Below are 25,659 nucleotides of genomic sequence, written 5' to 3'. Positions count from 1 at the left end.
CCCGGGGGTCCGGCACGGCGAACGCCCGAGGGCCCGCCGCGTTCACCGCGGCGGGCCCTCGTCGTTCCCCCGAAAGGGGCCTGAGCGGGCCTCAGGAGTGCCGCAGCTCCGGCGGCGGGGTGCGCTTGGCGTCCATGGCGTCCACCCGCACCAGGCTCCCCCAGACGGCCATCCGGTACCGCGAGGTGTACACCGGCGTGCAGGTGGTCAGGGTGATGTACCGGCCGGGGGCGGTGTACCCGGAGCTCGCCGGGACGGGAGCGACGATGCCGGTGTCGTACTTGGACGTCTCCGCGAGGGTGTTGTCGACCTTGTAGACGTACCACTTGTCCTTGGTCTCCACCACGACCGCGTCGCCCCTGTGGACGGCGTCCAGGTCGTGGAACTTGGCGCCGTGGCCGTCCCGGTGGGCGGCCAGCGCGAAGTTACCCGTCTGCTCCCAGGGCATCGCGGCCTTGTAGGGCTGCTCGTACACGCCCGCCACGCCCTCGTCCAGGACGGCGGTGGAGGTGCCCATCCGGATCAGCACCTGGTAGTCCCGGCCCATCGCCGGGACGTGCAGGAAGCCCACGTCGTCCCCGATCGCGGGCGGAGCGGCGGCCGCTCCGCCCGGCCCGGGGGCGGCGGACCCGGCCGGGGCGCCGGGGGTCGGGCCGGGCGGAACGGTCGCCCAGGAGCTGCGCAGCTTGTCCGAGGCGGCGGCCGCGGAACGGTCCGCCTGCACGTTGGTCCACCACAGCGAGTAGGCCACGAACAGGCCGAGCACCAGGCCCAGGGTGATCAGCAGCTCGCCGAAGACGCCGAGTGCGGCCAGCGCCCGGCTCCGCCCCCCGCGGCCCTCCCCGGCGGCCCGCTGTTCCGGCGGGGGGAAGGCCTCCTGGGCCGGTCCGGCCGAGCATGTGGTCCCGTCGTCCTGCATCTGTCGTGCTCCCCCTCCGAAAACCGGGCCTCCGGGCGGCTACCCGCCCGTGATGGCGGCCGGCTTGCCCTGGCTGCGCGGTCGATCCTCGATCAGTTTGCCAAACAGGATGAGACGAAACTTGGAAGTGAACTCCGGGGTACAGGTCGTCAGCGTGATGTAGCGGCCCGGGCCGGTGTACCCGGAGCCGTTCGGCACCGGCTTGATCACGCTCACGTTGTTGGGCGAGGTCTGCGGGATGCCGCCGGTGATCTCGTAGGTGTAGTACCCGGCGGCGGTCTCCACCACGACCTTGTCGCCCTTGCCCAGCTCGTTGATGTACCGGAACGGCTCGCCGTGGGTGTTGCGGTGGGCGGCCAGCGCGAAGTTGCCCGACTGGTCGCCCGGCATCGCGGTGCCGGTGTAGTGGCCGACCAGGCCCTTGTCGAGCACCGCCGACTTGGAGGTGCCCTCGGCGATCGGGAACTTCAGTCCCAGCTTGGGCAGGTAGATGATGGCGAAGCCCTTGCCGGGCTCGAACAGCTCGGGCTTGTTCGGGTCCGGGGCCGGCTGCCCCGCCCCGGGCGGCTGGGCGTCCCACTGCTGCTCCAGCTGGTCACGGGCCCCGCTGGCGGCCTCGTCGGCCTGCACGTTGGTCCACCAGAGCTGGTAGGCGACGAACAGCAGCATCACCACGCCGAGGGTGATGCACATCTCGCCGACGAAACGGGCGGCCACCACGACCGCGGACTCCTTGGGGCGCGGTCCGGCGCCTCCCCGGCCCTTCGCCCGGCGCCGTCCGCCGCCCGCGCGAACCGAGGTCCGGCCCTGGGCGGCCCGGCGGCGCTCGGCCCGGCCACCGGTCGGCGGGGCGGGCTCGGCGACCGGCTCGGTGCCGTCGGCGGGCAGGCGCAGCTGGAGGGTCTGGTCTGGCAGCCACGGGTACTCGGGCCCGCCCTCGACGGGCTGCTCGGCCTGCTCGTACACGCCCCAGCCGTCCTCGGGCGCGCCCTGGACCGGGTGCTCCTGCGGATACGGGCCGCCCTGCCCGCCGACGCTGTACTGCGGGGGGTCGTACGGCCGCGCGCCGTGCTGCGCGCCCTCGTGCTGCTGCGCGCCGTCGTAGTGCCGCGCGCCCCCGTACGGGCCGGCCTCCGACTGGTAACGCCCCTCCGGACGCACCGCGGTCACGCCGCTCAGCCCCGGCCGATCACCGGGGCGAGCCCGGCCGACCGGTCCACGGCCTGCGGGAAGCCGCACTCCGCCAGCCAGTTGGCGAGCATCCGGTGCCCGCCCTCGGTCAGCACCGACTCGGGGTGGAACTGCACGCCCTCGACGGGCAGTTCGCGGTGGCGCAGGCCCATGATCACGCCGCTCCCGGTCCGGGCGGTGACCACCAGCTCGTCCGGCACGGTGGCCGGGTCGACGGCCAGCGAGTGGTAGCGGGTCGCGGTCAGCGGCGAGGGCAGGCCCTCGAACACCCCGCCGTCCTCGTGCTCGACCGGCGAGGTCTTGCCGTGCAGCAGCTCCGGCGCCCGGCCGACCACCGCGCCGTAGGCGACCGCGATCGACTGCAGCCCCAGGCAGACGCCGAACACCGGCAGCCCGGTCTCCGCGCAGTGGTGCACCATCGCGACGCAGACCCCGGCCTCCTCGGGCGACCCGGGCCCGGGGGAGAGCAGCACCCCGTCGAAGCCCTCGTCCCCCGCCCGGCGGACGGCGTGCTCGACGGTCACCTCGTCGTTGCGCACCACCTCGCAGGTGGCACCGAGCTGGTACAGGTACTGCACCAGGTTGAACACGAAGCTGTCGTAGTTGTCCACGACCAGGATGCGGGGCGGGGTCGACTGGGTGGTCATGCGCGCGTGGTCTCCGTGGGATGCGGTTCTGGGGGGAAGTTCCGGGCCCGCCGGGTCAGCCGGCCGAGGCGCCGTCGCCGCCGTCCACTGTGACGTCGCCGAAGGGGAGCAGCGGTTCCGCCCACGGGAAGACGTAGGTGAAGAGGAGGTAGACGATCCCCAGGATCAGGAGCAGCGAGATGACGGCCCGGACCAGGGTGTTCCCCGGCAGATGACGCCAGATCCAGCCGTACATGGTGCTCCCTCGAGGTAGCTGACTGGGGTCAAGAGTAGACCCGGGATCAACGGCCGCGAGGCCGGTCCGCCACCGGCGCCGCCGCGGTCAGCCCGCCGACCGGAGTTCGGTGGTGCCGGAGTAGCCGGGCAGCGTCAGGTCGCCGCTCTCCTGGACCTTCCAACCCAGGCCGTACGCCTGGACGTACTGCAGGTAGTTGCGGATCGCCGGGTCCGACTCGACGGCCGAGCGCAGGGCGTCCGTCTTGCCCACCGCCTTGACCACGTACGGCGGGGAGTAGACCCGGCCCTGGAGCAGCAGGGTGTTGCCCACGCAGCGGACGGCGCTGGTGGAGATCAGCCGCTGGTCCATCACCTGCACGCCCGCGGCGCCGCCACGCCACAACGCGTTGACCACCGCCTGGATGTCCTGTTGGTGGATGACCAGGTCGTTGACGCCCGGCTCGGGGACGCCGGGGATGCGGGCGGTGGCGTTCGGCGGGGCGTCGTTGAGGGTGACGGTCAGTCCGCCGCCCTGCACCGGCTCCAGGGCCGCGCCGAGCCTCAGGCCGCCCAGCTGCGCCGCGTCGGCGGGATTGTGGCCCTGCTGCTCGGTGAGCTCCTGCGCCCGGGCCTGGAGGTCGGCCAGCTGCGCCTGGGCCTGCTGGTTCTGGGAGCTGCGCTGGCGGATCACGTCGCCGAGGCTCAGCAGCGAGTTGTCGGTCCGCAGGTCGGTGCCGCGGGCGGTCTGCGCGCTGACGTAGAAGAGCAGGCCGGCGAGCGCGAACACGGCACAGGTCAGGGCACGGCCGACAATTCGGATGCCGGAACGGCGGGTGGCGGCCTTCCCGGGGGGAATCGACAAATTAGTCACCGTACCCTTATCTCCTTGAGACCCGCCGAGCCACTACGCTAACGGACGCCGGTGGCAGGTGGGGGAGCGGTCCCAGAGCGCTCCGCGACCAACCGTCGGCGTCTCACCCGCTGCACCTCTGCGCGGTCTCACAGCGCATCGACAGGAGAGCTCCTCGTGCCGAAGTCTCGACTCCGCAAGAAGTCCGACTACACCCCGCCGACCACGGCCGCGGTGAAGATCAGTTCGGGCCGCGGTTGGGTCGCGCCGCTGATGCTGGCACTGTTCCTGATCGGCCTGGTGTGGATCGTCACCTACTACGTGACCAGCGGCAGCTTCCCGGTCGAGAGCTGGCGGAACTGGAACATCCTGGTCGGCTTCGGCTTCATCGCGGCCGGGTTCGGCGTCTCCACCCAGTGGAAGTGACGCCCCGCGCGTCCTGAGGCCCGGATCCGGGCCTTCCGCCGCTTCGGACCACTGGCCCCGGAGCGGCGGTTCGTCGTGCCCGGAACCGGTGGGAACCCGGTCGCCCGGCCGCCGTCATGACAGTCCGACGATCACATGGTCCGGCTTATCCACATGGTTATCCACACTGGGGAAAAGTCCGCACAGGCTGTGGATAACTTTTCCGGCCACTGCCGTCCACAGCTGTGCACAACTCCTCGGCCATGCGGAGTTCGCACAGGAGGACGCGCGTAGAACAGCAGTCCACAGCGGGGGCGTCACACAGCCTGTGCACAACCCCGCACCCGCTGTGGACAAACGTCCGGCGGATCACGCGCCGTAGAGGGCCATCCCGGACAGCAGCATCGCCGCCTCCACCGCCACCGCCCCGGCCACCGTCAACCCCTGGACCAGGCCGCGGCGCTCGCGCGGGGCGTACATCAGACCGAGGGCGGTCAGCCCGCCGATCACCAGTCCGCCGATGTGCGCCCGCCAGTCGATGCCCGGGCGGGAGAACGTCACCACCAGGTTGAAGACCAGGAAGGCCAGGGCCGGGGCCAGCGGCCCCCGGTCCCGCAGCTGCATCACGACCGTGGCGCCGATCAGGCCGAAGATCGCCCCGGAGGCCCCCACCGAGTTCATCCAGTCGCCGGCCACCAGGAAGGCGAAGGTGCTGCCGCCCAGGCCGGCCAGTAGGTAGAGGGCCAGGAAGCGCAGCCGGCCGAGCGCCTCCTCCAGCGGCGGGCCGAGCCAGAACAGCACCAGCATGTTCATCCCGATGTGCCACCACTGGAGGTGCAGGAAGGTGGCGGTCAGCAGCCGGTACCACTGGGCAGGGCCGTCGGCGACGCCGTACGGACCGCCGAGGTGCGACCGTCCGGCGCTGGCCAGCGACCAGACCTCGCCCAGCCGCGGGTTGAGGACGTAGGCGGCCAGCACCCAGACCACGGCGTTGGCCCCGACCAGCACCCGGGTCACCAGCCCGCCGTCCAGGGTCAGCGCCCCGCCGAACCGGGTGGTCGCCCGCCGCGCCCCGGCGTGCCCTCCGCCGACGCACTCGGGGCACTGGAAGCCCACCGCGGCGGCCACCATGCACTGCGGGCAGATCGGCCGTTCGCAACGGGTGCAGGAGATCCCGGTGGCCGTCCGCGGGTGCCGGTAGCAACCGGGCTGCCCGCCTTCGGAGGACCGGTCCTCCGACTGTCGTGGCTCGTCCGGGAGCATCAACGGTTTCCCCTTCCCGTACCCCACCGCCGAAGCCGCCAGCCTACTGCGGCGCCCCGCCCCGGCACCCAGGGAACGACCCGTGCACGCCCCTCCTCCGGCCCAGCCCGGAGTGCCGGGGGACGAATCAGGATGCATGATCAGCATTCAGGTGGATATGTACATATAGGACGCCACCCAGGAGGAGAGACTCGTGAGCTTTTCGGACTCGGCCCGTGAGACCGCCGCCCGGACCCGGGACACCGCCGCACAGTTCGCGGACGGTGCCAGGCAGCGGCTCGGGCCCGCCCTCGACGCCCTCGGCCCAAAGGCCGGCCAGGCCGCCCACAACCTCCGCGTCCAGTACGACCGGCATCTCGCCCCGCAGTTCGGACATGCCTTCGCGGGCCTGCCCCCCGAGGCCCAGGAGAACGTCCTGAGGGCCCTCCACCGGACGCAGGAGGCCGCCCTGGCGGCCCGCCTGTCCGCCGTACGCGCCGCCGACCAGGCCCGCGCCACGGTCGGCCCCAGGATCACCCACGCCGTCGAGGTGGTCTCCCCGGTCGCCCACGAGGCCCAGTGCCGCGGCGCCGCCGCACTGACCGCCCTGCACGGCAACGTCAGCTCGGCCGAGATCAGCGAACTCGCCGCCCGGAACGCCAAGCGGCAGCAGCGGTGCGGCAACCGGACGGCCGGCCTCGCGCTGGCCGGGGTGCTGGCGATCGTCGGCGGCATCGCCGCCTGGCAGTGGTGGCGTCGGCACGGCAGCCCGGAGTGGCTGGTCGAGCCGCCCGGCGCGCAGGCCGCCACCGCCCCGGTGAACGGCCTCGTTCCCGAGGATCCCACCGAGGACGACCGCCCGCAGGCCTAGGGCGTGTCCTCAGCCGGAAAGCCGAAGGGCGGCCGACCTGTCTTCCAGGTCAGCCGCCCTTCGGGTGCTGTGGAGCATAGGAGACTCGAACTCCTGACATCTGCCTTGCAAAGGCAGCGCTCTACCAACTGAGCTAATGCCCCTCGACGGCACGGCGCGTACCGACGGCCACTAGCGTACCGGGTTCCGGCGTGATTCCGAGAGCCGTCCCCCCTGGGGGAACCGGCCGACCCGTTCGGGTGAACGGGCCGGCCGGTCCTGGAGGCGCTCCAGCGCCCCCGAAGATCGTCGGTCGTCAGACCGCCGGGGTTCAGCGACCGGCCGGGACCGGGTCGGTGGCCTCGGTCCACAGGTCCTGTTCGGCGCGGTCCGCCTGGACCTGACGGTAGACAAAGAAGCCGCCGAGGGCGACCAGGGCGACCAGGAGGAGCTTCTTCACCGCGGGACCTCGTCCTTCTTGCGTTGGTGGACTCAAGAGCCGGTGCTCCGGCCGGAACGACCGGGCCGACGAGTCCAGATGTGTTTCGAGCGCGAACGGGCTGCCGGGTGCCAGACTGCCCTTGCGGCCGATGATACACACCGGTGTCCCAATCGTGACCAGCCACGGGTGTGGTCAACGCGGCGGTCCGGTCCGAGGATTGACGGCACACCTCCTGCCGTGGGGATCGTCCGCACGCGGCGGACCCCCGAATCCGCCCGGGAACGCCGAAGGGCCCGGAGTGATCCACTCCGGGCCCTTCGGGGCGGTGGGCCTAACAGGACTTGAACCTGTGGCCTCTTCCTTATCAGGGAAGCGCTCTAACCGTCTGAGCTATAGGCCCTCGCTGTACAGCAGAGCGTACCGGAAGCCGCCCGATCTGCGAAAACGACGCCGAAGGGCCCGGAGTGATCCACTCCGGGCCCTTCGCGGTGGTGGGCCTAACAGGACTTGAACCTGTGGCCTCTTCCTTATCAGGGAAGCGCTCTAACCGTCTGAGCTATAGGCCCTTGCCGCACTGAAAGATTAGCGGACCGACCGCCGATCTCCCAAATCCGTTCCGGCCGGGGTCGCGGCAGTGACCTCGGCGGCCGGGCGCACCAGCCACTCCTCGCGGGTCGGCGGCAGGCCCGACCCGCCCTCCTCGGTGCTGCGCACGGCGAGGATCTGGTTGACGCCGATCCGGTTCTGCTCGAAGGCGAGCGCGGAGGCGGCCATGTACAGCCGCCAGACCCGGGCGCGGCCGAGGCCGACCAACCGGACCGCCTCCGTCCAGTGGGCCTCCAGGTTCGCCACCCACTCGCGCAGGGTCAGCCCGTAGTGCTCCCGCAGCGCCTCGACGTCCCGGACCTCGAAGCCGGCCTCCTCCAGTCGGGCCACGGTGGAACCGACCGGGGAGAGCTCGCCGTCGGGGAAGACGTAGCGGTCGATGAAGGGGCTGGTGCGGTGCGGTTCACCCGGGTGGTCGGGACGGCGGGCGATCTGGTGGTTGAGCAGCCGGCCGCCGGGCGCCAGCAGCCGGTACAGGCCGTCGGCGTAGACCCGGTACTGCTCCGAGCCGACGTGCTCGGCCATGCCGACGCTGGAGATGGCGTCGAAGGGGCCGTCGACGATCTCCCGGTAGTCCTGCAGCCGGACCTCGACCCGGTCGGCCAGGCCGGCCTCCTCGACCCGGGCCCGGGCCAGCGCGACCTGCTCCTTGGAGATCGAGACCCCGACCGCGGTGACGCCGTAGTGCTGCGCCGCGTGCAGCAGCAGCGAGCCCCAGCCGCAGCCGACGTCCAGCAGCCGCATCCCGGGCCGCAGTCCGAGCTTGCGGCAGATGAGGTCCAGCTTGGCCTCCTGGGCGGCCTCCAGGCTCTTCGCCTCGGGCGTCCAGTAGGCGCACGAGTAGACCATCGACGGGCCCAGCACGAGGCCGTAGAAGTCGTTGCCGACGTCGTAGTGGTGGCTGATGGCCGCGCGGTCCCGGCCGCGGCTGTGCAGCCGCCCCTTCGCCTTGCGGACCTCCTCCGGGGGCGGGGTGGGCTCCGGGCCGATCGCGCCCGCCCGCAGGACGGCGGCGAGCACCCGGCGGCCCTTGGCGCCGAGGACGTCGCGCGGCCCGAGGGCCATGGTGCGGATCTCCGGGAGCTCGGCGAAGTGGGCGACCGCGGAGAGCGTCTCGTAGAGGTCGCTGCCGGGGGCGAGTTCCAGGTCCCCCGCGACGTAGGCCCGGGCCAGGCCCAGTTCGTCCGGCTGCCAGAGCAGGCGTCGCAGCCCCCGGCGGTTGCGCAGGACCACCGTGGGCGCGCCGGGCGGCCCGGCGACGCTGCCGTCCCACGCCTGCACCCGCAACGGGACCGGGATGCCCAACAGCCCGTCCAGGGCCTCCACCAGTTGACCTGCGAGCTTCGCCACCGCGCGCCTCCGTCCAGCCGTCCTGCGGAACCTCATCTGACCCGGTCGACCGACCGGGGCGGCCTGCGGGCACTCCCGGACGCGGGAACGGGCGGCGTCCAGCTAATCCCACGGCGGGTGACCCGTTTCCGGGCGGCACGCCGCGGGAGCCGGCTGTCACCCGAAATGCCGACGGGCCCCGAAGGCGGCAACAGCCTTCGGGGCCCGTACATTCCGTCCGCGGGCGGTCAACTGACCCGGGGTCAGGATCTGGCCAAGGATCAGTCCTCTTCGGCCAGGGTCAGCTCGACGCCGCCGGTGAAGCCGGCGGCCGCGTTGTAGATGAACGCGGAGAGGGTGGACAGGGCGGTCAGCAGCACGACGTCGACCACGGCGATCAGCGTGGTGAACATCATGACCTTGCCGAAGCCGATGTAGTCCATCAGGTTGATCTGGCTGCTGGCGTTGTCCGCGCCGCCACCGCTGACGTCCTTGAGCGTCTTGGTCAGCGAGTCGAAGACGCCGAGCGAGTCCAGGGTCATCCACAGCACGGCCGAGGCCACGATGATGATGATGCCGACGGCCAGCGACAGCAGGAAGCTGACCTTCATCACCGACCAGGGGTCGACCTTGGTCACCCGCAGCCGGGCCTTGCGGGTGCGGCCGAGGCCGCCCCCGACGGTCGCGGGCCCGCCGGAGGGGCGGCGCGCCGCCCCGGGGACGGGGGTGCCGCCGGGCGGGGTGTTGCCGCCCGTCCGGGTGCCCCGGGCCGGGGTCGGCTGCCCCTTGGCGTACGTGGTCGGCTGCGAGAAGCCGCTCTGGCCGGCGGGCTGGTTGCCGGCCGGGGTCTGGCCCCCATAGGTCGCACCGCTCTGGCCGGCCCCGCCGACCGGCGGCATCAGCGAGGTGGACGCGGCCGGGTGCTCGGTCGGCGGCTGTCCCGGCACGCCGTACGAACCCCCGCCCTGCGCGCCCGGACGGCCGCCGGAGGGTCCTCCCGCAGCACCCGTGGCTCCACTCACCTGATCCTCCCGCACTTCCCACCAGGGCGGCGCCGCCCTGGTCCGTCACTCGTCATCCAGCGCCCGGCGGGATTGCCCGGTACTGGTCGGCGTCCGGTGCCGCCGCGCCCACTCCTGTGGACGCGGCGGCACCGGTCTGCGGTTCGGTTCAGACCTCGGCGTCGCCGCCGACCGCCGTCCCCGCACCTTCGGCCGTCTCGGTGGACTCGGTGACCTCGTCCTCCGCCGTCTCCTCGTCCTCGGCCTCCGCGTTGCGGGCCATGCCCACGACCGCGTCGCGCTTACCGAGGTTGATCAGTTGGACGCCCATGGTGTCACGTCCGGTTTCACGAACCTCGGAAACCCTCGTTCGGATCACCCCGCCGGACAGGGTGATCGCCATGATCTCGTCGGTGTCGTCGACCACGAGCGCGCCGACCAGCGAGCCCCGGCCCTCGACGATCTTCGCCGCCTTGGTGCCGTAACCACCCCGCCCCTGGACACGGTACTCGTCGACGGCGGTCCGCTTGGCGTACCCGCCGTCCGTCGCGGTGAAGACGAAGGTGCCCGGACGGACGACGTTCATCGAGAGCAGCTCGTCGTCCTCGCGGAAGGCCATGCCCTTGACGCCGGAGGTGGCGCGGCCGGTGGAGCGCAGCGCGTCGTCGGTCGCGGTGAAGCGGATCGACTGGGCCTTCTTGGAGACCAGCAGCAGGTCGTCCTCGGGGGAGACCAGCTCGGCGCCGATCAGCTCGTCGTCCCGGCCCTCCTCGTCCTGGCGCAGGTTGATCGCGATCAGGCCGCCGGAGCGCGGCGAGTCGTAGTCCTTCAGCGGGGACTTCTTCACCAGGCCGGCCCGGGTGGCGAGGACCAGGTAGGGCTTGTCCTCGTAGGTGCGCACGGCCATCACCTGGGCGATGTGCTCCTCCGGCTGGAAGGCCAGCAGGTTGGCCACGTGCTGGCCGCGGGCGTCGCGGCCGGCGTCCGGCAGCTCGTAGCCCTTGGCGCGGTAGACCCGGCCCTTGTTGGTGAAGAACAGGATCCAGTTGTGGGTCGTCGTCACGAAGAAGTGGTCGACGATGTCGTCCTGCTTGAGCTGGGCGCCGCGCACGCCCTTCCCGCCGCGCTTCTGCGAGCGGTAGAGGTCGGAGCGGGTCCGCTTGACGTAGCCGCCACGGGTGATCGTGACGACGATGTCCTCCTCGGCGATGAGGTCCTCGATGGAGAGGTCGCCGTCCGAGGGGATGAGGGTCGAGCGCCGGTCGTCGCCGTACTTCTCGACGATCGCGGCGAGCTCCTCGGAGATGATCCCCCGCTGGCGGACCGGCGAGGCGAGGATCGCGTTGTACTCGTCGATCTTGCGCTGCAGCTCGTCGTGCTCGTCGGTGATCCGCTGGCGCTCCAGGGCGGCCAGGCGGCGCAGCTGCATCTCCAGGATCGCGTTGGCCTGGAGCTCGTCGATCTCCAGCAGGCCCATCAGGCCGGTGCGGGCGGCGTCGGCGCTGGCCGAGGCCCGGATCAGGGCGATGACCTCGTCGATCACGTCCAGGGCCTTGAGCAGCGCGCGCAGGATGTGGGCGCGCTCCTCGGCCTTGCGCAGCCGGAAGGTGGTGCGCCGGACGATGACCTCGACCTGGTGGTTGACCCAGTGCCGGATGAAGGCGTCCAGCGACAGGGTGCGCGGCACGCCGTCGACCAGGGCCAGCATGTTGGCGCCGAAGTTGGTCTGCAGCTCGGTGTGCTTGTACAGGTTGTTGAGCACGACCTTGGCGACCGCGTCGCGCTTGAGCACGACCACCAGGCGGGTGCCGGTGCGGGACGAGGACTCGTCGCGGACGTCGGCGATGCCGGCGATCTTGCCGTCCTTGACCAGGTCGGCGATCTTCAGCGCGAGGTTGTCCGGGTTGACCTGGTACGGCAGCTCGGTGATCACCAGGCACTGGCGGCCCTGGATCTCCTCGACCTCGACCACGGCCCGCATGGTGACCGAGCCGCGGCCGGTGCGGTAGTAGTCGTCGATCCCGCGGCGGCCGACGATCAGTGCGCCGGTGGGGAAGTCGGGGCCCTTGATCCGCTCGATCAGGGCCTCCAGCAGCTCCTCCGCGGAGGCCTCCGGGTTCTCCAGGTACCAGAGCGCGCCGGAGGCGACCTCGCGCAGGTTGTGCGGCGGGATGTTGGTGGCCATGCCGACCGCGATGCCGGTGGCACCGTTGACCAGCAGGTTGGGGAAGCGCGCGGGCAGGACGGTCGGCTCCTGCGAGCGGCCGTCGTAGTTGGGCGCGAAGTCGACGGTCTCCTCGTCGATGTCGCGCATCATCTCCATGGCCAGCGGCATCATCTTGCACTCGGTGTAGCGCATGGCCGCGGCCGGGTCGTTGCCCGGGGAGCCGAAGTTGCCGTTGCCGTCCACCAGCGGCATCCGCATCGACCACGGCTGGGCCAGGCGGACCACGGTGTCGTAGATCGAGGTGTCGCCGTGCGGGTGGTAGTTGCCCATCACGTCGCCGACGACGCGGGCGCACTTGTAGTAGCCCTTCTCGGGCCGGTACCCGCCGTCGTACATCGCGTAGAGCACGCGGCGGTGCACCGGCTTGAGGCCGTCGCGGACCTCGGGGAGCGCCCGGCTGACGATCACGCTCATCGCGTAGTCGAGGTACGAGCGCTGCATCTCGGTCTCGAGCTCGACCGGCTCGATCCGCATCGTCGCCTGGGCGGTGGCCTCGGCGGCCTCGGGGGTCTCGGGCTGGTCGCCTTCGGGACGGTTGTCGTCGACCACTGGTGGTCAGTTTCCTTTCACGCGGACTGGTACGTGCGGGGCCTGGGCTGCAGGCGTCACACGTCCAGGAAGCGGACGTCCTTGGCGTTGCGCTGGATGAAGGAGCGGCGGGCCTCGACGTCCTCGCCCATCAGCACGGAGAACAGCTCGTCGGCGCGGGCGGCGTCCTCCAGGGTGACCTGGAGCAGCAGCCGGTGCTCGGCGTCCATGGTGGTGACCCGGAGTTCCTCGGCGTTCATCTCGCCGAGACCCTTGAAGCGCTGGATCGCGTCGTCCTTGGGCAGTCGGCGCCCGGCCTCCACGCCGGCGGCGATCAGCGCGTCGCGCTCGCGGTCGGAGTAGGCGTACTCGAAGTCGTCCTTGCCCCACTTGATCTTGTACAGCGGCGGCATGGCGAGGTAGACGTACCCGGACTCGACCAGCGGCCGCATGAAGCGGAACAGCAGGGTGAGCAGCAGGGTGCGGATGTGCTGGCCGTCGACGTCGGCGTCGGCCATCAGGACGATCTTGTGGTAGCGCAGCTTGGACTCGTCGTAGTCCTCCTGGATACCGCAGCCGAAGGCCGAGATCAGCGCCTGGACCTCGGTGTTCTGCAGCACCTTGTCGATCCGGGCCTTCTCGACGTTCAGGATCTTGCCGCGGATCGGCAGGATGGCCTGGGTGCGCGGGTCGCGGCCCTGCTTGGCCGAGCCGCCGGCGGAGTCACCCTCGACGATGAAGATCTCGCACTCGGACGGGTCCTTGGACTGGCAGTCCGAGAGCTTGCCGGGCAGCGAGGCGGACTCCAGCAGGCCCTTGCGGCGGGTGAGGTCGCGGGCCTTGCGGGCGGCGACGCGCGCGGTGGCGGCCTGGATGGACTTGCGGATGATGTCCGCGGCCTCGTTGGGGTTGCGGTCCAGCCAGTCGTTGAGCTGCTCGTGGACGACCTTCTGAACGAAGGTCTTGGCCTCGGTGTTGCCGAGCTTGTCCTTGGTCTGGCCCTCGAACTGCGGCTCGCCGAGCTTGACCGAGATGATCGCGGTCAGGCCCTCGCGGATGTCCTCGCCGGAGAGGTTGTCGTCCTTCTCCCGGAGCAGCTTCTTGTCCCGCGCGTAGCGGTTGACCAGGCCGGTCAGCGCGGCGCGGAAGCCCTCCTCGTGGGTACCGCCGCCGTGGGTGTGGATGGTGTTGGCGAAGCTGTAGACACCCTCGGTGTAGGAGGAGTTCCACTGCATCGCGACCTCCACCGAGATCGCCTTGTCCTTGTCCTCCGCCTCGAAGTCGATCACCGAGGGGTGGATGACCTCGCCCTTGCGGGAGTTGAGGTGGGCGACGAAGTCGGCGATGCCGCCGTCGTACTTGTACGTGACGGAGAGCGGCTTGCCCTCCTCGTCCACGTGCTCCGGGCGCTCGTCGGTCAGCGAGATCGACAGGCCCTTGTTGAGGAACGCCATCTCCTGGAAGCGGCGCGAGAGCGTCTCGAAGGAGTAGACGGTGGTCTCGAAGATGTCGGCGTCGGCCCAGAAGGTCACCGTGGTGCCGGTGCGGTCGGTCTCCGCACCCTTGACCAGGGCGGCCGTCGGCGCGCCCATCTTGTAGTCCTGGGTCCAGATGTGGCCGTCCTTGTGGATCTCCACCGAGAGCCGGGTGGACAGCGCGTTCACGACCGAGACGCCGACGCCATGCAGACCGCCGGAGACGGCGTAGCCGCCACCGCCGAACTTGCCGCCCGCGTGCAGGACGGTGAGCACGACCTCGACGGCGGGCTTGTCCTGGCCGGGGACGATGTCCACCGGGATGCCGCGGCCGTTGTCGACGACGCGGATCGCGCCGTCGGCCATGATCGTGACGTCGATGGTGTCGGCGTACCCGGCCATCGCCTCGTCGACGGAGTTGTCCACGACCTCCTGCACCAGGTGGTGCAGGCCGCGCTCACCGGTGGAGCCGATGTACATGCCGGGGCGCTTGCGGACGGCGTCGAGGCCTTCCAGCACCTGGATGTTGCTGCCGGTGTAGGAAGACTGGTCGGTGGTCTGGTCTGGGGTCTGGCTGGGGTTGCCGGAATCGGCCACGAAGCGCCCTCTCTGGCACAGCGCGGGCCGCAATCCCACCCCTGCGGGCGAGCGTGCGACCACGGCGTTTCGACTCGGTTGCCACTAGCAACAGTGTTTGGCTTTCAGTCTACCGGTACGACTGACATAGATGGGCGTTTGGCAGCCCTTGAAGGCAGATACGCCGCCCTGAATCCCCTCTGCACGTGTCCCGATACTCGACCCGGGGGCCTGGGGCGCCTGGAAGGGCCGTCAGGGGTTCCGGAAGATCGCGGTCCGATCCCGGCCGGGGTCGACCGGCGCCGGCGGGGGTCAGCCCCAGGTGTCGCCCGGGCCCTTGCTCCCCGGCGCGCGCAGCCGGCCGTAGCCGCGGACCGGCGCGGCCGGGCCGAGCACCTTGATGGTCCGGACCGTGCCGTGGCCCAGCTCGTGGTTCAGACGGGCAACCAACTGCCGCGCCAGCCAGCGCAGTTGGGTGGCCCAGGCGGTGGAGTCGCACTGCACGGTGAGCACCGCGGCCGCGTCGTCGTAGGAGGAGGGGTGGCAGTGCGCGGAGATGTCCGGGCCGACGATCTGCGGCCAGCGGCCCATCACCCCGCCGACCGCGGCGGAGGACTCCCAACCGCGCTCGGTCAGCAGCCGGTTCAGCGCCGCGCCCAGCGGCACCGGGTCGCGGCCGTCCGAGCGGGCGCCGCTGCGCAGTCCGTGCCGTCTCGCCTCGCGCTTCTGCTGGACCTGCTCACCGCGCTGACGGGCCTGGGCGCGGGCCGCCCGCAGGGCGGACCGGGCGAGGTCCGCCCCGGTGGGCCCGGCGGTGCCGGGGGCGGGGGAGGTCTCCGCCGACTCGCTCACGGCGATCTCCTTTCCCCAGCCTGTGGACAACCCGATGAGCCGTCCAGCCTACGGGAGCGCGCGGACGCCGCGTCTGCCCGTGCCCTGCTGCGGGTGCGGGCACGGGCACGGTGCGGGTCGGTGGGCGGGGGGATCAGGCGTCGACCCGGCGGACGGCGCCGTCGGAGACCGCGAAGCGGGCGCCGGCCAGCGCCTTCGGTACGTCCTCGGCCACCGCGGCGGTCACCAGCACCTGCTCGCCGTCGGCCACCAGCTCGGCCAGCCGATCCCGGCGGGCGGCGTCCAGCTCGGCGAACACGTCGTCCAGGATCAGCACCGGCTCGCCGCCGTCCGCGCGCAACAGCTCGTACGAGGCCAGCCGCAGCGCGAGCGCGAACGACCAGGACTCCCCGTGGCTGGCGTAGCCCTTGGCGGGCAGCGGGCCGAGCTTGAGCACCAGTTCGTCGCGGTGCGGGCCGACCAGGGTGATCCCGCGCTCGACCTCCTGCTTGCGGACGGCCCGCAGCGCCTGGGACAGCTGTTCCTCGGCCTGCTCGCGGCTGGTCGGCAGCTCGCCCTCGAAGGAGCTGCGGTACTCCAGCGCGGTCTCGCCGCCGCCCGGCGCCAGTTGGCCGTACGCGGCCGTCGCCAGCGGTTGCAGGGCGGCCACCAGCTGGATCCGGAAGGCCGTCAACTCGGCTCCGGCGCGGGCCAGGTGGCCGTCCCAGACCTCCAGGGTGGACAGGTCGGCGCCCTTGCCGCCGCCGGCCCGACGGGCCATCGCGGCGGTCTTCAGCAGGGCGTTGCGCTGCTTGAGCACCCGTTCGTAGTCCTGCCGGACCCCGGCCAGCCGGGGGGCGCGGGCGGTCAGCAGCTCGTCCAGGAAGCGCCGGCGCTCGCCCGGGTCGCCCTTGACCAGGCTGAGGTCCTCGGGAGCGAACAGCACGGTGCGCAGCAGGCCCAGGACGTCGCGCGGGCGGACGTTGTCGGAGCGGTTGATCCGGGCCCGGTTGGCCTTGCCCGGGGTGAGCTCCAGCTCGACCAGGGTGGAGCGGCCGCGGTCCACCACCGAGGTGCGGATCACCGCGCGTTCGGCGCCCAGCCGGATCAGCGGGGCGTCGGTGGCGACCCGGTGGCTGCCCAGGGTGGCGACGTAGCCGATCGCCTCGACCAGGTTGGTCTTGCCCTGGCCGTTGGGCCCGACGAAGGCCGTCACGCCCGGGTCGAGGGGGACCTCGGCCCGGGCGTACGACCGGAAGTCGGCGAGCGACAGGTGCGCGACGTGCATGGCTGTGGACTGCGCTCGCCTTCTGTGGAGAACTCTTCGGTTACTTGGACTCGACCGCGTGGCCGCCGAACTGGTTGCGCAGCGCGGCGATCATCTTCATCTGCGGCGAGTCGTCCTGGCGGGAGGCGAAGCGGGCGAACAGCGAGGCGGTGATCGCTGGCAGCGGCACGGCGTGGTCGATCGCGGCCTCGACGGTCCAGCGGCCCTCGCCGGAGTCGGCGGCCCAGCCGCGCAGCTTGTCCAGGTGCTCGTCCTCGTCCAGGGCGCGGACGGCCAGGTCCAGCAGCCAGGAGCGGATGACGGTGCCCTCCTGCCAGCTGCGGAAGACCTCGCGCACGTCGGTGACCTCGGGGGCGGCCTCCAGCAGCTCCCAACCCTCGGCGAAGGCCTGCATCATCGCGTACTCGATGCCGTTGTGGACCATCTTGGCGAAGTGGCCGGCGCCCACCGCACCCGCGTGTACGGAGCCGAAGTCGCCCTCGGGCTTGAGCGCGTCGAAGACCGGCTGGACCCGGGCGACGTGCTCGGCGTCGCCGCCGTACATCAGCGCGTAGCCGTTCTCCAGGCCCCAGACGCCGCCCGAGACGCCGCAGTCGACGAAGCCGATGCCCTTGGCCGCCAGCGCCTCGGCGTGCTTGATGTCGTCGGTCCAGCGGGAGTTGCCGCCGTCGACCACCACGTCACCGGGGGAGAGCAGCTCGGCGAGCTCGTCGACGGTCGCCTGGGTCGCGGCACCGGCCGGGACCATCACCCAGACCACGCGCGGGCCCTGGAGCTTGGTGACGAGCTCCTGCATGCTCTCGACGTCGGAGATCTCCGGGTTGCGGTCGTATCCGATGACGGTGTGGCCGGCGCGGCGGATCCGCTCGCGCATGTTGCCGCCCATCTTGCCGAGACCGATGAGGCCGAGCTCCATGACCAAATCCTTACTGTGGGGACGTGCCTGGCGGCGGCGCCGTTGCCGCACTCCCCGAGCCTACGCTTCCGACCGCCACGGGCTCCGCGCGGTCGGGCCGACCGGGGGAGACGTCCACAGGCCGTGCACAGCGGGTGTGCACAGCCTGTGGGTGGCCGACCGGATCGGCGCCCGGCCCGCGTGGAGGGATCAGCCGGAGAGGCGGACCGGCATGATCAGGTACTGGTAGGCCTTGTCCTCCTCGGCGTCCACCGAGACCTTGCCGCTGAGCAGGGCCGGCTTGGTCGGGGTGGTGAAGCTCAGCTGGGCGAACGGGGAGTCGATGGCCTTGAGGCCCTCCTCCAGGTAGCCCGGGTTGAAGGCGATCGAGATGTCGTCGCCCTCCAGGTCGGCCTCGATCCGTTCGGTGGCCTGGGCGTCGTCGCCCGAACCGGCCTCCAGGGTCAGCACGCCCTGCTCGAAGTTGAGCCGGACCGGGGTGTTGCGCTCGGCGACCAGCGAGACGCGCTTGAGCGCCTCCAGGAAGGGCTGGGTCTGGATCGCGGCGACCGCGCTGAACTCGGTCGGGAAGAGGCTGCGGAACTTGGGGAACTCGCCCTCCAGCAGCCGGGTGGTGGTGCGGCGGCCGGCGCCCTCGAAGCCGATCAGGCCCTCGCCCGCGCCGCCCGAGGAGAGCGCGATGGAGACGGTGTCGCCGCTGCCCAGGGACTTGGCGATGTCCTGGAGGGTCTTGGCGGGCACCAGGGCGACCGCGGAGATGTCCGACTGCTCGGGCTTCCACAGCAGGTCGCGGACGGCGAAGCGGTAGCGGTCGGTGGCGGCCAGGGTGATCCGGTCGCCCTCGATCTCGACCCGCACGCCGGTGAGAACCGGCAGGGTGTCGTCCCGGCCGGCGGCGACCGCGGCCTGGCTGACGGCCGAGGCGAAGACGTCACCGGAGACGGTGCCGGTGGCGGTCGGCATCTGGGGCAGTGCCGGGTACTCGTCCACGGGCAGGGTCGGCAGGGTGAAGCGGGAGCTGCCGCAGACCACGCTGACCCGCTGGCCGTCGGTGGAGATCTCCACGGGCCTGTTGGGCAGGTTGCGCGAGATGTCGTTGAGCAGGCGACCGGAGACCAGGACGGTGCCGGCCTCCTCGACGTCCGCCTCCAGCTCGACCCGGGCCGAGACCTCGTAGTCGAAGCCGGACAGCGCCAGGCTGCCCTCCTGCGCCGTCAGCAGCAGGCCGGCCAGCACCGGCACCGGCGGCCGTGCCGGGAGGCTGCGGGCAGCCCAGGCCACCGCCTCCGCGAGGACGTCACGCTCCACCCGGAACTTCACCGGTAACCGCCTCCTGGATCGAGCGCTCCCGCTCGCACTCTGGTTCGTCTGATCTTGATCGTCGGTCCGCCTGTCCGCCGAGCTCTACCACTCCGCTTCCAGTCGCAAAGGACAGTCTGACGTACTCCGCCGACAGACGGGGCAGACGGGCGGGAGCGAACCGAACGAGCGTCGGGGCCCACGGCCGGTCGCGTTGTCCACAGATTTCGGGCCCACCCACTTTGAAAGCAGGTTCACGGTCTATCTGTGTAGCGGTAGTAGTAGGGCCTGTGGAAACCGTGGATAACCCCGTTTCCGCAGGTCAGCGCCCGAATTTTGTCCACAGTGGATGTGGATGGCGGCTGTGGACGGACAGGCCGCGCTGTGGACAGCCGAGCGTTACCCACAGGGCACGCCGGGTATCCACAGGTTATCCCCAGGACCGTCCCCAGATCCGAGCCCGGTTATCCACGGGGGCAGGTCAACTTTTCGTGACGCCTTTCACACCAGGGCATGAACGGCAGCTCACGGTTGTCGAACTGTGGACCCCGCTGTGGACAACCTGGGGACAACTGCCCCGACCCTGGGGACAACCGGTGGATAACCCGAACGGCCCACTGGCGGCGCGTCAATTGTCCACACCCTGTGGATAACCGTTGTGCACAAGTCCACAGGCACCTGACCTGCGCGGAAGAGCGTAGCGGCGACGGGCCTGTGGACGAATTCTGGATAACTTCGGACTCCCCAGCCTGTGGACCGTGCGGGAGGGGCCCGTCCTGTGGACAACTGCCGTGCGCTCCCCCGGTTTTCGAATCACCGGTCAGTTGTTCGGCGCGGGCTGTGGACTGGTGGGCCGTCCGTCGCCACGATCCCTGCCCCGCCGGAGTGCGGCGCACACCTGTGGAGACGCGGAAAGGGCGTCAGGATCGCTCCTGACGCCCTTTCCCGGCCAGTGGGCCCGACGGGCCGAACTCGGCGGCTCGGCCTAGCTCTTGATGCGGTTGGTGAGTTCGGTGACCTGGTTGTAGATGGAGCGCCGCTCGGCCATCAGCGAGCGGATCTTGCGGTCCGCGTGCATCACTGTGGTGTGGTCGCGGCCGCCGAACTGCGCGCCGATCTTCGGCAGCGACAGGTCGGTGAGCTCCCGGCACAGGTACATGGCGATCTGGCGGGCCGTCACCAGCACCCGGCTGCGGGAGGAGCCGCAGAGGTCGTCCACGCCCAGACCGAAGTACGCGGCGGTCTGCTGCATGATGACCTGCGCGGTGATCTCCGGACCGGCGTCCTCGTCCCCGCCCGGGATCAGGTCCTTGAGGACGATCCCGGCCAACTCCAGGTCCACCGGCGCCCGGTTGAGGTTGGCGAAAGCGGTGACCCGGATCAGCGCGCCCTCCAACTCCCGGATGTTGCGGGTGATCCGGGACGCGATGAACTCCAACACGTCGGCTGGGGCGTTCAGTTGCTCCTGGATCGCCTTCTTGCGCAGGATCGCGATCCGGGTCTCCAGCTCGGGCGGGGTGACGTCGGTGATCAGACCCCACTCGAAGCGGTTGCGCAGTCGGTCCTCCAGCGTGGTCAGCAGCTTGGGCGGCCGGTCGGACGAGAGGACGATCTGCTTGTTCGCGTTGTGGAGGGTGTTGAAGGTGTGGAAGAACTCCTCCTGGGTGGACTCCTTGCTCGCCAGGAACTGGACGTCGTCCACGAGCAGGATGTCCATGTCCCGGTAGCGGCGGCGGAAGGTGTCCGCCTTGCCGTCCCGGATCGAGTTGATGAACTCGTTGGTGAACTCCTCCGAGGACACGTAGCGCACCCGGGTGCCCGGGAAGAGGCTGCGCGAGTAGTGCCCGATGGCGTGCAGCAGGTGGGTCTTGCCCAGCCCGGACTCGCCGTAGATGAAGAGCGGGTTGTACGCCTTGGCCGGCGCCTCGGCGACCGCCACCGCCGCCGCGTGCGCGAAGCGGTTGCTGGCACCGATGACGAAGGTGTCGAACAGGTACTTGGGGTTCAGCCGGGCGGCCGGCTCGTCCTTGCGGGAGCCCCCGGCCGGGGGAGCGCCGGGCGGGGCGGGCACCCCGGGGACGGCGGGGCGCTCGGCGGACCGCTCCGGGGCGGCCTTCTCGGCCGGGCGGCCGCCGGCGGGCCGGGCGCCGTGTCCGCGGCGCCCCGCGCCGGTGCGCGGCTGCTCGCCGGGGCCGGGGCCGTACGCGCCGCCGAAGAGGTCGCCCTGGGTGGTGGAGGGCGGGCTGGGCAGGGGCCGCGGCGCCGGGCGGGGCGCGGGCTCCTCGGGCTCGTGGTACGGCGCCTGGGGCTCCTGGTAGCCGGGCCAGGGCTGGGCCGGCCGGCCGCCGTAGGGCGCGGGGCGCTGCTCGTAGCCGCCGGTGTCGTAGCGGGGGCGCTCGTAGTCCTGCTCGTAGGGCTGCTGGTAGCCCTGGTCGTCGTAGCCCTGGTCCTCCTCGGCCGGGCCCGGGTACGGCTCGGCGGGGGCCTGGGCTACGGGCGCGGTCGGCACGGCGTTGGCGTCGACCATCACGGCGATCCGGACAGGCCGGCTGAGCTCGCGGCTGAGCGCGTCGGTCAGCTGGGGCAGCAGCCGACCCTCCAGCACCTGCTTGGCCCGCTCGTTCGGGGTCGCCAGCAGGGCGGTGTCGTGCATCATCCACATCGGCTGGGTGCGCTGCACCCACTGTTTGTCCATCTCCCCGACGTCGGGGTCGCTGACCAGCCGCTCGACGACTCTCGCCCAGACCGGGACGAGGTCGCTGTTGACATCAGCCACTGGTGCACGCTTTCCAAGAACAAACCAGACAAGTCCTGCAACGGTAGTCAGCGAACAGGGACGGATCAAGTCGTTGTCCACAGGCTGTGGGTAAACGGGCTCTGGGCGGCTGGTTTGACCCTCGAGCCCCGTCCCGCGTACCGTAACCAGGTCGAGTTGTCGATGGCCGCTGCCGCATGTCCGCGGGTCCACCCGCTCCATAAGGCGCGCAGCACGGGCGCCGTGGATTGCCTCAGACCCCAGCCGAACTGGGGCGATGGGCCGGATTTCCGAATCAGGGGAGATCACGCGGACGCACGGTGACGGCCAAGCGACCCCCCGTCATCCTACGATTCACCTCAGGAGCCCCCGAGTGAGCAAGCGCACCTTCCAGCCGAACAACCGTCGTCGCGCGAAGACCCACGGCTTCCGGCTGCGTATGCGTACCCGCGCCGGCCGCGCCATTCTGGCTGCCCGCCGTGGCAAGGGCCGCGCCAGCCTGTCCGCCTGATCCACGCCAGAGTCTGTTGTGCTGCCCTCCGAGAATCGGCTGCGGCGGCGCCAGGACTTCGCGACCGCGGTGAAACGCGGTCGCCGGGCCGGCCGGCCCCTTCTGGTCGTCCATCTCAGCAGAGACGGTGACCCGCAGGGGCAGACCGACCGGACCAGCGACTCCCGCCCGCACGTCGCCGAGGGGACTCCTTCGGCGCGTGCGGGTTTCGTCGTGAGCAAGGCCGTTGGCCCGGCGGTCGTTCGCAATCTGGTCAAGCGCCGGTTGCGCCATCTCGTCCGTGATCGTCTGTCCGGGCTGCCCGCCGGTAGCCTGATAGTGGTGCGTGCGCTGCCCCAGGCCGCGACCGCCTCGTACCAGGACCTCGAACGTGACCTGGACGCGGCGCTCAAGCGGTTGCTGAGGGCCGAGCCCGCCGCAACGGCGCCGACGGGAGCAGGGCGATGAAGTACCTGCTGATGGGTCTGATCAGGGTCTACCAGTGGACCATCAGCCCACTGCTCGGTCCGGTCTGCCGTTACTACCCCTCCTGTTCGCACTACGGCTACGAGGCCGTGAAGGTGCACGGGGCGGTCAAGGGCGGCGGGCTGACCGTCTGGCGCATCCTGCGCTGCAACCCCTGGTCGCCCGGTGGGGTGGACCACGTTCCGCCCCGCAAGCACCCGGTGTGGCACCGCCGGCTGCGCGATCTGCTGAGCCCCAAGAGCGGGACCGCCGAGCCGGAGCCGGTGGCGAAGCCCGATGTCCAAGGAGTCTGACCGGTGACCTTCGGTTTTCTGAGTCCCCTCTACACGGCGGTGTCCTGGATCATCGTCCAGTTCCACTCGCTGTACAGCCACGTCTTCAATCCGGACGGCGGCTGGGCCTGGGGTCTGGCCATCGCCTCGATGGTGGTCGTCATCCGGATCTGCCTGATCCCGCTCTTCGTGAAGCAGATCAAGGCGACCCGGGCCATGCAGGCGATCCAGCCGAAGATGAAGGCCATCCAGGAGCGCTACAAGAACGATCGGCAGCGCCAGTCCGAAGAGATGATGAAGCTGTACAAGGATGCGGGTACCAACCCGTTCTCCAGCTGCCTTCCCATCATCGTTCAGGCGCCGTTCTTCACCGCCCTCTACGGCGTGCTGTCCAACGTCGCCAAGGGCCACGACATCGGCGTGATCCACGGCTCGCTGCTGGTGAGCGCCGGCAAGGCGCACATCTTCGGTGCCCCGCTCTCCGCAACCTTCGTCAGCAGCCCCGAGACCAGCGTCAAGATCGTCACCGCCGTGATGATCATCATGATGTCGCTGTCGCAGTTCGTCACCCAGCGCCAGCTGATGACCAAGAACGTCGACCTCACGGTGAAGACGCCGTTCATGCAGCAGCAGAAGATGCTGATGTACGTCTTCCCCGTCATGTTCGCCGTGATGGGCATCAACTTCCCGGTCGGTGTCCTGGTCTACTGGCTGACCACCAACGTCTGGTCGATGGGCCAGCAGCTGGTCGTCATCCACAACAACCCGACCCCGGGCAGCAAGGCCTTCCAGGAGCGCCAGGTGCGCCTGAAGAAGGCCGGGCGCCTGCGCGCGGACGGCACGGAGATCAAGGGCGCGCTCTGGGGCATGCTGCCCCCGTCCAAGACAGCCATCGCCGAGGCGGCCTCCGCCTCCGCCGTGGTCGAGGAGTCGGTCCGGGCGAGCCGCCAGCAGCCCCGTCGCCAGACCAAGGCCCAGCGCCAGCACGGCGGTGCCACCCAGGCGGCTGAGCCGAGCGAGGACACCACGGTCGAGCAGCCCTCCGAGGAGGCCGTCGCGGCCGACTCCGGCGCCAAGCCGGCGGCCACCAAGCCGACCGCGGCCAAGCCCGGCGGCACCAAGCAGGGCACCCGGCAGCAGCCCAAGCGCGGCGGCCAGCGGCCGAAGAAGAAGTCCTGACCGGCCCCTGGCCTCGTTGTGGCAGCTGCGAAGAGCTTCGTTCCCCGCCCGCCAGCCGGGCCCATCTCCGAAGGAGTCCATCAGTGACGGAAGGCACCACCTCCGCCGTCGAGACCGAGGCCGCTGCCGGCGCCGACGAGAACCTCGTCACCCGCCTGGAGCAGGAGGGTGACATCGCGGCCGACTACCTGGAGGGTCTGCTCGACATCGCGGACCTCGACGGTGACATCGACATGGACGTCGAGGGCGACCGCGCCCTGGTCTCCATCGTCAGCGACGGCAACGACCGTGCGCTGCAGCGACTGGTCGGCCAGGACGGCGAGGTGCTGGAGGCCCTGCAAGAGCTGACCCGGTTGGCTGTCCACCGGGAGACCGGTGAGCGCAGCCGCCTCATGCTGGACATTGCCGGCTTCCGGGCCCGCAAGCGCGAGGAGCTGGCCGCGCTGGGCGCCCAGGCCGCCGAGCAGGCCAAGAGCACCGGCGAGCAGGTCAAGCTGCGGCCGATGACGCCGTTCGAGCGCAAGGTCGTCCACGACGCGGTCGCAGCCGCCGGTCTGCGCAGCGAGTCGGAGGGCGAAGAGCCCCAGCGGTGCGTGGTCGTGCTGCCGGTCTGAGGCCGGCGGATCGATGACCGGTCGCCGCGGCGACCGGTGAGCCTTACCGGAAGCGACCCCGTCCGCCTCGTGCGGGCGGGGTCGTCGTCCCTTCTGGGATGTTTCACGTGAAACAGTGCGTTGAGCGGGTCGGTGGATCCGGAGATCGGAGAGGTCGAGATGGACACGGAGAGCGCGGCCACCGGCCGTCCGGGGGCGGACGTGAACCCTGACACCGAGGGGCGGGCCGCCGAGGCGGCCGAGACGTCCGAGGCACCGGAACTGGACGTGCTGGCCGAGGCGCCGGCCGCCGCCCGGGAGGTCTTCGGCGACCGCTTCGACGCCGCCGTCCGCTACACCGAGCTGCTGGCGACCGCCGGTGTCCGGCGCGGGCTGATCGGACCCCGTGAGGTGCCCCGGCTGTGGGACCGCCACGTGCTCAACTGCGCGGTGCTGGCCGAGCTGCTGCCCTCCGGCTCCACCCTGTGCGACGTCGGTTCCGGCGCGGGCCTGCCCGGCATCCCGGTGGCCCTGGCCCGGCCGGACGTCTCGGTGACCCTGTTGGAGCCGCTGCTGCGCCGGACCACCTTCCTGGAGGAGGTCGTCCGGGAGCTGTCGCTGGAGAACGTCACGGTGCTGCGCGGCCGCGCCGAGGAGATGGTCGGCAAGCTCGCGGTGGACGTGGTGACCGCCCGGGCGGTGGCGCCGCTGGACCGGCTGGCCGGCTGGGGCATGCCGCTGCTGCGCCCGCACGGGCAGATGCTGGCGCTCAAGGGCGACAGCGCCGAGCAGGAGCTGGCCGACTCGCGCGCCGGACTGGCCAAGCTGGGCGCCGTCGAGTGGAGCGTGATCTCGGTCGGCGAGGGCACTCTGGAGACCTCGACCCGGGTGGTCCAGGTCAAGGCGGGGGAGAGCCCCGGCGGTGTGAAGGCCGCGACCCGGCGGGCCAAGGTGGCCCGGGCCGGTCGCAACGCGGGCGCCAAGAACGGCACCACCGGCCGGGGCGGTCGGCGCCGCGGCCGCTGATCCCCGAACAGCCGTGACAG

General features: G+C 71.1%; 24 protein-coding genes and 3 tRNA genes. 8 read left to right on the top strand and 19 right to left on the bottom strand.

All coding sequences use genetic code 11. The annotated features are described in order from the left end of the window. Window positions 1-91: 91 nt before the first annotated feature. The 5 genes from ACH4J0_RS09605 to ACH4J0_RS09585 form a co-directional block, all read right to left on the bottom strand. Window positions 92-919, bottom strand: a complete 828-nt coding sequence (locus ACH4J0_RS09605) for a class E sortase (RefSeq protein ID WP_396237971.1) — start codon at window positions 917-919, stop codon at window positions 92-94. 39 nt (window positions 920-958) lie between these two features. Then, the gene (locus ACH4J0_RS09600) at window positions 959-2,089 is read right to left on the bottom strand and encodes a class E sortase (protein WP_396237969.1); all 1,131 of its coding nucleotides are present in this window, start codon (window positions 2,087-2,089) and stop codon (window positions 959-961) included. A gap of 5 nt (window positions 2,090-2,094) precedes the next feature. Beyond that, window positions 2,095-2,757 (bottom strand): aminodeoxychorismate/anthranilate synthase component II, encoded by a 663-nt coding sequence (locus ACH4J0_RS09595; protein ID WP_396237967.1) that lies wholly within the window; start codon window positions 2,755-2,757, stop codon window positions 2,095-2,097. A 55-nt stretch (window positions 2,758-2,812) separates the two neighbouring features. Continuing rightward, a complete protein-coding gene (locus tag ACH4J0_RS09590; protein ID WP_030278236.1) occupies window positions 2,813-2,992 on the bottom strand; it encodes a hypothetical protein in 180 nt (59 codons plus the stop codon). Window positions 2,993-3,079: 87 nt separating this feature from the next. Beyond that, window positions 3,080-3,835: a DUF881 domain-containing protein gene (locus ACH4J0_RS09585; RefSeq protein WP_396237965.1), complete on the bottom strand. Its 756-nt coding sequence runs from the start codon at window positions 3,833-3,835 to the stop codon at window positions 3,080-3,082. A 165-nt stretch (window positions 3,836-4,000) separates the two neighbouring features. Between ACH4J0_RS09585 and crgA the strand changes: the two genes are divergently transcribed. Further along, window positions 4,001-4,249 carry a cell division protein CrgA gene (gene crgA / locus ACH4J0_RS09580; RefSeq protein ID WP_030278238.1) on the top strand — a complete coding sequence of 83 codons (249 nt, stop codon included), beginning with the start codon at window positions 4,001-4,003 and terminating at the stop codon, window positions 4,247-4,249. A gap of 348 nt (window positions 4,250-4,597) precedes the next feature. Here the strand turns inward: crgA and ACH4J0_RS09575 are convergent, their stop codons facing one another. After that, window positions 4,598-5,491, bottom strand: a complete 894-nt coding sequence (locus ACH4J0_RS09575) for a rhomboid family intramembrane serine protease (RefSeq protein WP_396237963.1) — start codon at window positions 5,489-5,491, stop codon at window positions 4,598-4,600. A 193-nt stretch (window positions 5,492-5,684) separates the two neighbouring features. Here ACH4J0_RS09575 and ACH4J0_RS09570 point away from each other — a divergent pair, with 193 nt between their 5' ends. After that, window positions 5,685-6,341 (top strand): DUF5324 family protein, encoded by a 657-nt coding sequence (locus ACH4J0_RS09570; RefSeq protein WP_396237961.1) that lies wholly within the window; start codon window positions 5,685-5,687, stop codon window positions 6,339-6,341. A 70-nt stretch (window positions 6,342-6,411) separates the two neighbouring features. Here ACH4J0_RS09570 and ACH4J0_RS09565 read toward each other — a convergent pair. From ACH4J0_RS09565 to dnaA, 13 genes are all read right to left on the bottom strand, one after another. Beyond that, window positions 6,412-6,484, bottom strand: a tRNA-Ala gene (locus ACH4J0_RS09565). 167 nt (window positions 6,485-6,651) lie between these two features. After that, entirely contained in the window at window positions 6,652-6,780 is a 129-nt protein-coding gene (locus ACH4J0_RS09560) for a DLW-39 family protein (protein WP_014137031.1), read from the bottom strand. Between the two features lie 308 nt (window positions 6,781-7,088). Further along, window positions 7,089-7,162, bottom strand: a tRNA-Ile gene (locus ACH4J0_RS09555). Window positions 7,163-7,251: 89 nt separating this feature from the next. After that, window positions 7,252-7,328, bottom strand: a tRNA-Ile gene (locus ACH4J0_RS09550). A 16-nt stretch (window positions 7,329-7,344) separates the two neighbouring features. Next, the gene (locus tag ACH4J0_RS09545; RefSeq protein ID WP_396237959.1) at window positions 7,345-8,718 is read right to left on the bottom strand and encodes a class I SAM-dependent methyltransferase; all 1,374 of its coding nucleotides are present in this window, start codon (window positions 8,716-8,718) and stop codon (window positions 7,345-7,347) included. Window positions 8,719-8,978: 260 nt separating this feature from the next. Then, a complete protein-coding gene (locus ACH4J0_RS09540) occupies window positions 8,979-9,719 on the bottom strand; it encodes a DUF3566 domain-containing protein (RefSeq protein ID WP_396237957.1) in 741 nt (246 codons plus the stop codon). A 148-nt stretch (window positions 9,720-9,867) separates the two neighbouring features. Beyond that, entirely contained in the window at window positions 9,868-12,399 is a 2,532-nt protein-coding gene (gene gyrA, locus ACH4J0_RS09535; RefSeq protein ID WP_396238275.1) for a DNA gyrase subunit A, read from the bottom strand. A 131-nt stretch (window positions 12,400-12,530) separates the two neighbouring features. Further along, complete coding sequence (gene gyrB, locus ACH4J0_RS09530; protein WP_396237955.1) at window positions 12,531-14,525, bottom strand: DNA topoisomerase (ATP-hydrolyzing) subunit B; 1,995 nt, start codon at window positions 14,523-14,525, stop codon at window positions 12,531-12,533. Window positions 14,526-14,816: 291 nt separating this feature from the next. Then, complete coding sequence (locus tag ACH4J0_RS09525; protein ID WP_396237953.1) at window positions 14,817-15,356, bottom strand: DUF721 domain-containing protein; 540 nt, start codon at window positions 15,354-15,356, stop codon at window positions 14,817-14,819. 133 nt (window positions 15,357-15,489) lie between these two features. Beyond that, window positions 15,490-16,623 (bottom strand): DNA replication/repair protein RecF, encoded by a 1,134-nt coding sequence (gene recF / locus ACH4J0_RS09520; RefSeq protein ID WP_396237951.1) that lies wholly within the window; start codon window positions 16,621-16,623, stop codon window positions 15,490-15,492. 40 nt (window positions 16,624-16,663) lie between these two features. Beyond that, window positions 16,664-17,539, bottom strand: a complete 876-nt coding sequence (gnd, locus tag ACH4J0_RS09515; RefSeq protein WP_396237949.1) for a phosphogluconate dehydrogenase (NAD(+)-dependent, decarboxylating) — start codon at window positions 17,537-17,539, stop codon at window positions 16,664-16,666. Window positions 17,540-17,728: 189 nt separating this feature from the next. Continuing rightward, window positions 17,729-18,859: a DNA polymerase III subunit beta gene (gene dnaN / locus ACH4J0_RS09510; protein ID WP_360242831.1), complete on the bottom strand. Its 1,131-nt coding sequence runs from the start codon at window positions 18,857-18,859 to the stop codon at window positions 17,729-17,731. Between the two features lie 964 nt (window positions 18,860-19,823). Beyond that, window positions 19,824-21,614 (bottom strand): chromosomal replication initiator protein DnaA, encoded by a 1,791-nt coding sequence (gene dnaA / locus ACH4J0_RS09505; RefSeq protein WP_396237947.1) that lies wholly within the window; start codon window positions 21,612-21,614, stop codon window positions 19,824-19,826. Between the two features lie 352 nt (window positions 21,615-21,966). On the opposite strand from dnaA, the gene rpmH reads away from it, so the two are divergent. From rpmH to rsmG, 6 genes are all read left to right on the top strand, one after another. Continuing rightward, window positions 21,967-22,104, top strand: a complete 138-nt coding sequence (gene rpmH / locus ACH4J0_RS09500; protein WP_030059672.1) for a 50S ribosomal protein L34 — start codon at window positions 21,967-21,969, stop codon at window positions 22,102-22,104. An 18-nt stretch (window positions 22,105-22,122) separates the two neighbouring features. Beyond that, entirely contained in the window at window positions 22,123-22,551 is a 429-nt protein-coding gene (rnpA, locus tag ACH4J0_RS09495) for a ribonuclease P protein component (RefSeq protein ID WP_270145684.1), read from the top strand. Further along, window positions 22,548-22,862 carry a membrane protein insertion efficiency factor YidD gene (gene yidD, locus ACH4J0_RS09490; protein WP_188307180.1) on the top strand — a complete coding sequence of 105 codons (315 nt, stop codon included), beginning with the start codon at window positions 22,548-22,550 and terminating at the stop codon, window positions 22,860-22,862. Before rnpA ends, yidD begins: the two co-directional genes overlap by 4 nt. A gap of 3 nt (window positions 22,863-22,865) precedes the next feature. Continuing rightward, the gene (gene yidC / locus ACH4J0_RS09485; RefSeq protein ID WP_396237944.1) at window positions 22,866-24,020 is read left to right on the top strand and encodes a membrane protein insertase YidC; all 1,155 of its coding nucleotides are present in this window, start codon (window positions 22,866-22,868) and stop codon (window positions 24,018-24,020) included. An 83-nt stretch (window positions 24,021-24,103) separates the two neighbouring features. Further along, the gene (locus tag ACH4J0_RS09480; RefSeq protein WP_396237942.1) at window positions 24,104-24,634 is read left to right on the top strand and encodes a protein jag; all 531 of its coding nucleotides are present in this window, start codon (window positions 24,104-24,106) and stop codon (window positions 24,632-24,634) included. Window positions 24,635-24,793: 159 nt separating this feature from the next. Continuing rightward, on the top strand, window positions 24,794-25,639 hold the full coding sequence (gene rsmG, locus ACH4J0_RS09475) for a 16S rRNA (guanine(527)-N(7))-methyltransferase RsmG (protein WP_396237940.1): 846 nt from the start codon (window positions 24,794-24,796) through the stop codon (window positions 25,637-25,639). The last annotated feature ends 20 nt before the right edge of the window (window positions 25,640-25,659 follow it).

The organism is Kitasatospora sp. NPDC017646, assembly GCF_044329365.1.
Classification (GTDB): domain Bacteria; phylum Actinomycetota; class Actinomycetes; order Streptomycetales; family Streptomycetaceae; genus Kitasatospora.
Note: the sequence above shows the minus strand (reverse complement) of the source record. Positions and strands in the feature narration are given on the sequence as shown.

What these genes read in the sequence shown, in the direction of transcription:
- yidD (WP_188307180.1), top strand. Translation starts at nt 22,548, where the DNA reads ATGAAGTACCTGCTGATGGGTCTGATCAGGGTCTACCAGTGGACCATC.
- rsmG (WP_396237940.1), top strand. Translation starts at nt 24,794, where the DNA reads ATGGACACGGAGAGCGCGGCCACCGGCCGTCCGGGGGCGGACGTGAAC.
- ACH4J0_RS09605 (WP_396237971.1), bottom strand. Translation starts at nt 919, where the DNA reads ATGCAGGACGACGGGACCACATGCTCGGCCGGACCGGCCCAGGAGGCC.
- gyrA (WP_396238275.1), bottom strand. Translation starts at nt 12,399, where the DNA reads ATGCGGATCGAGCCGGTCGAGCTCGAGACCGAGATGCAGCGCTCGTAC.
- recF (WP_396237951.1), bottom strand. Translation starts at nt 16,623, where the DNA reads ATGCACGTCGCGCACCTGTCGCTCGCCGACTTCCGGTCGTACGCCCGG.
- ACH4J0_RS09595 (WP_396237967.1), bottom strand. Translation starts at nt 2,757, where the DNA reads ATGACCACCCAGTCGACCCCGCCCCGCATCCTGGTCGTGGACAACTAC.
- ACH4J0_RS09575 (WP_396237963.1), bottom strand. Translation starts at nt 5,491, where the DNA reads ATGCTCCCGGACGAGCCACGACAGTCGGAGGACCGGTCCTCCGAAGGC.
- gnd (WP_396237949.1), bottom strand. Translation starts at nt 17,539, where the DNA reads ATGGAGCTCGGCCTCATCGGTCTCGGCAAGATGGGCGGCAACATGCGC.
- ACH4J0_RS09590 (WP_030278236.1), bottom strand. Translation starts at nt 2,992, where the DNA reads ATGTACGGCTGGATCTGGCGTCATCTGCCGGGGAACACCCTGGTCCGG.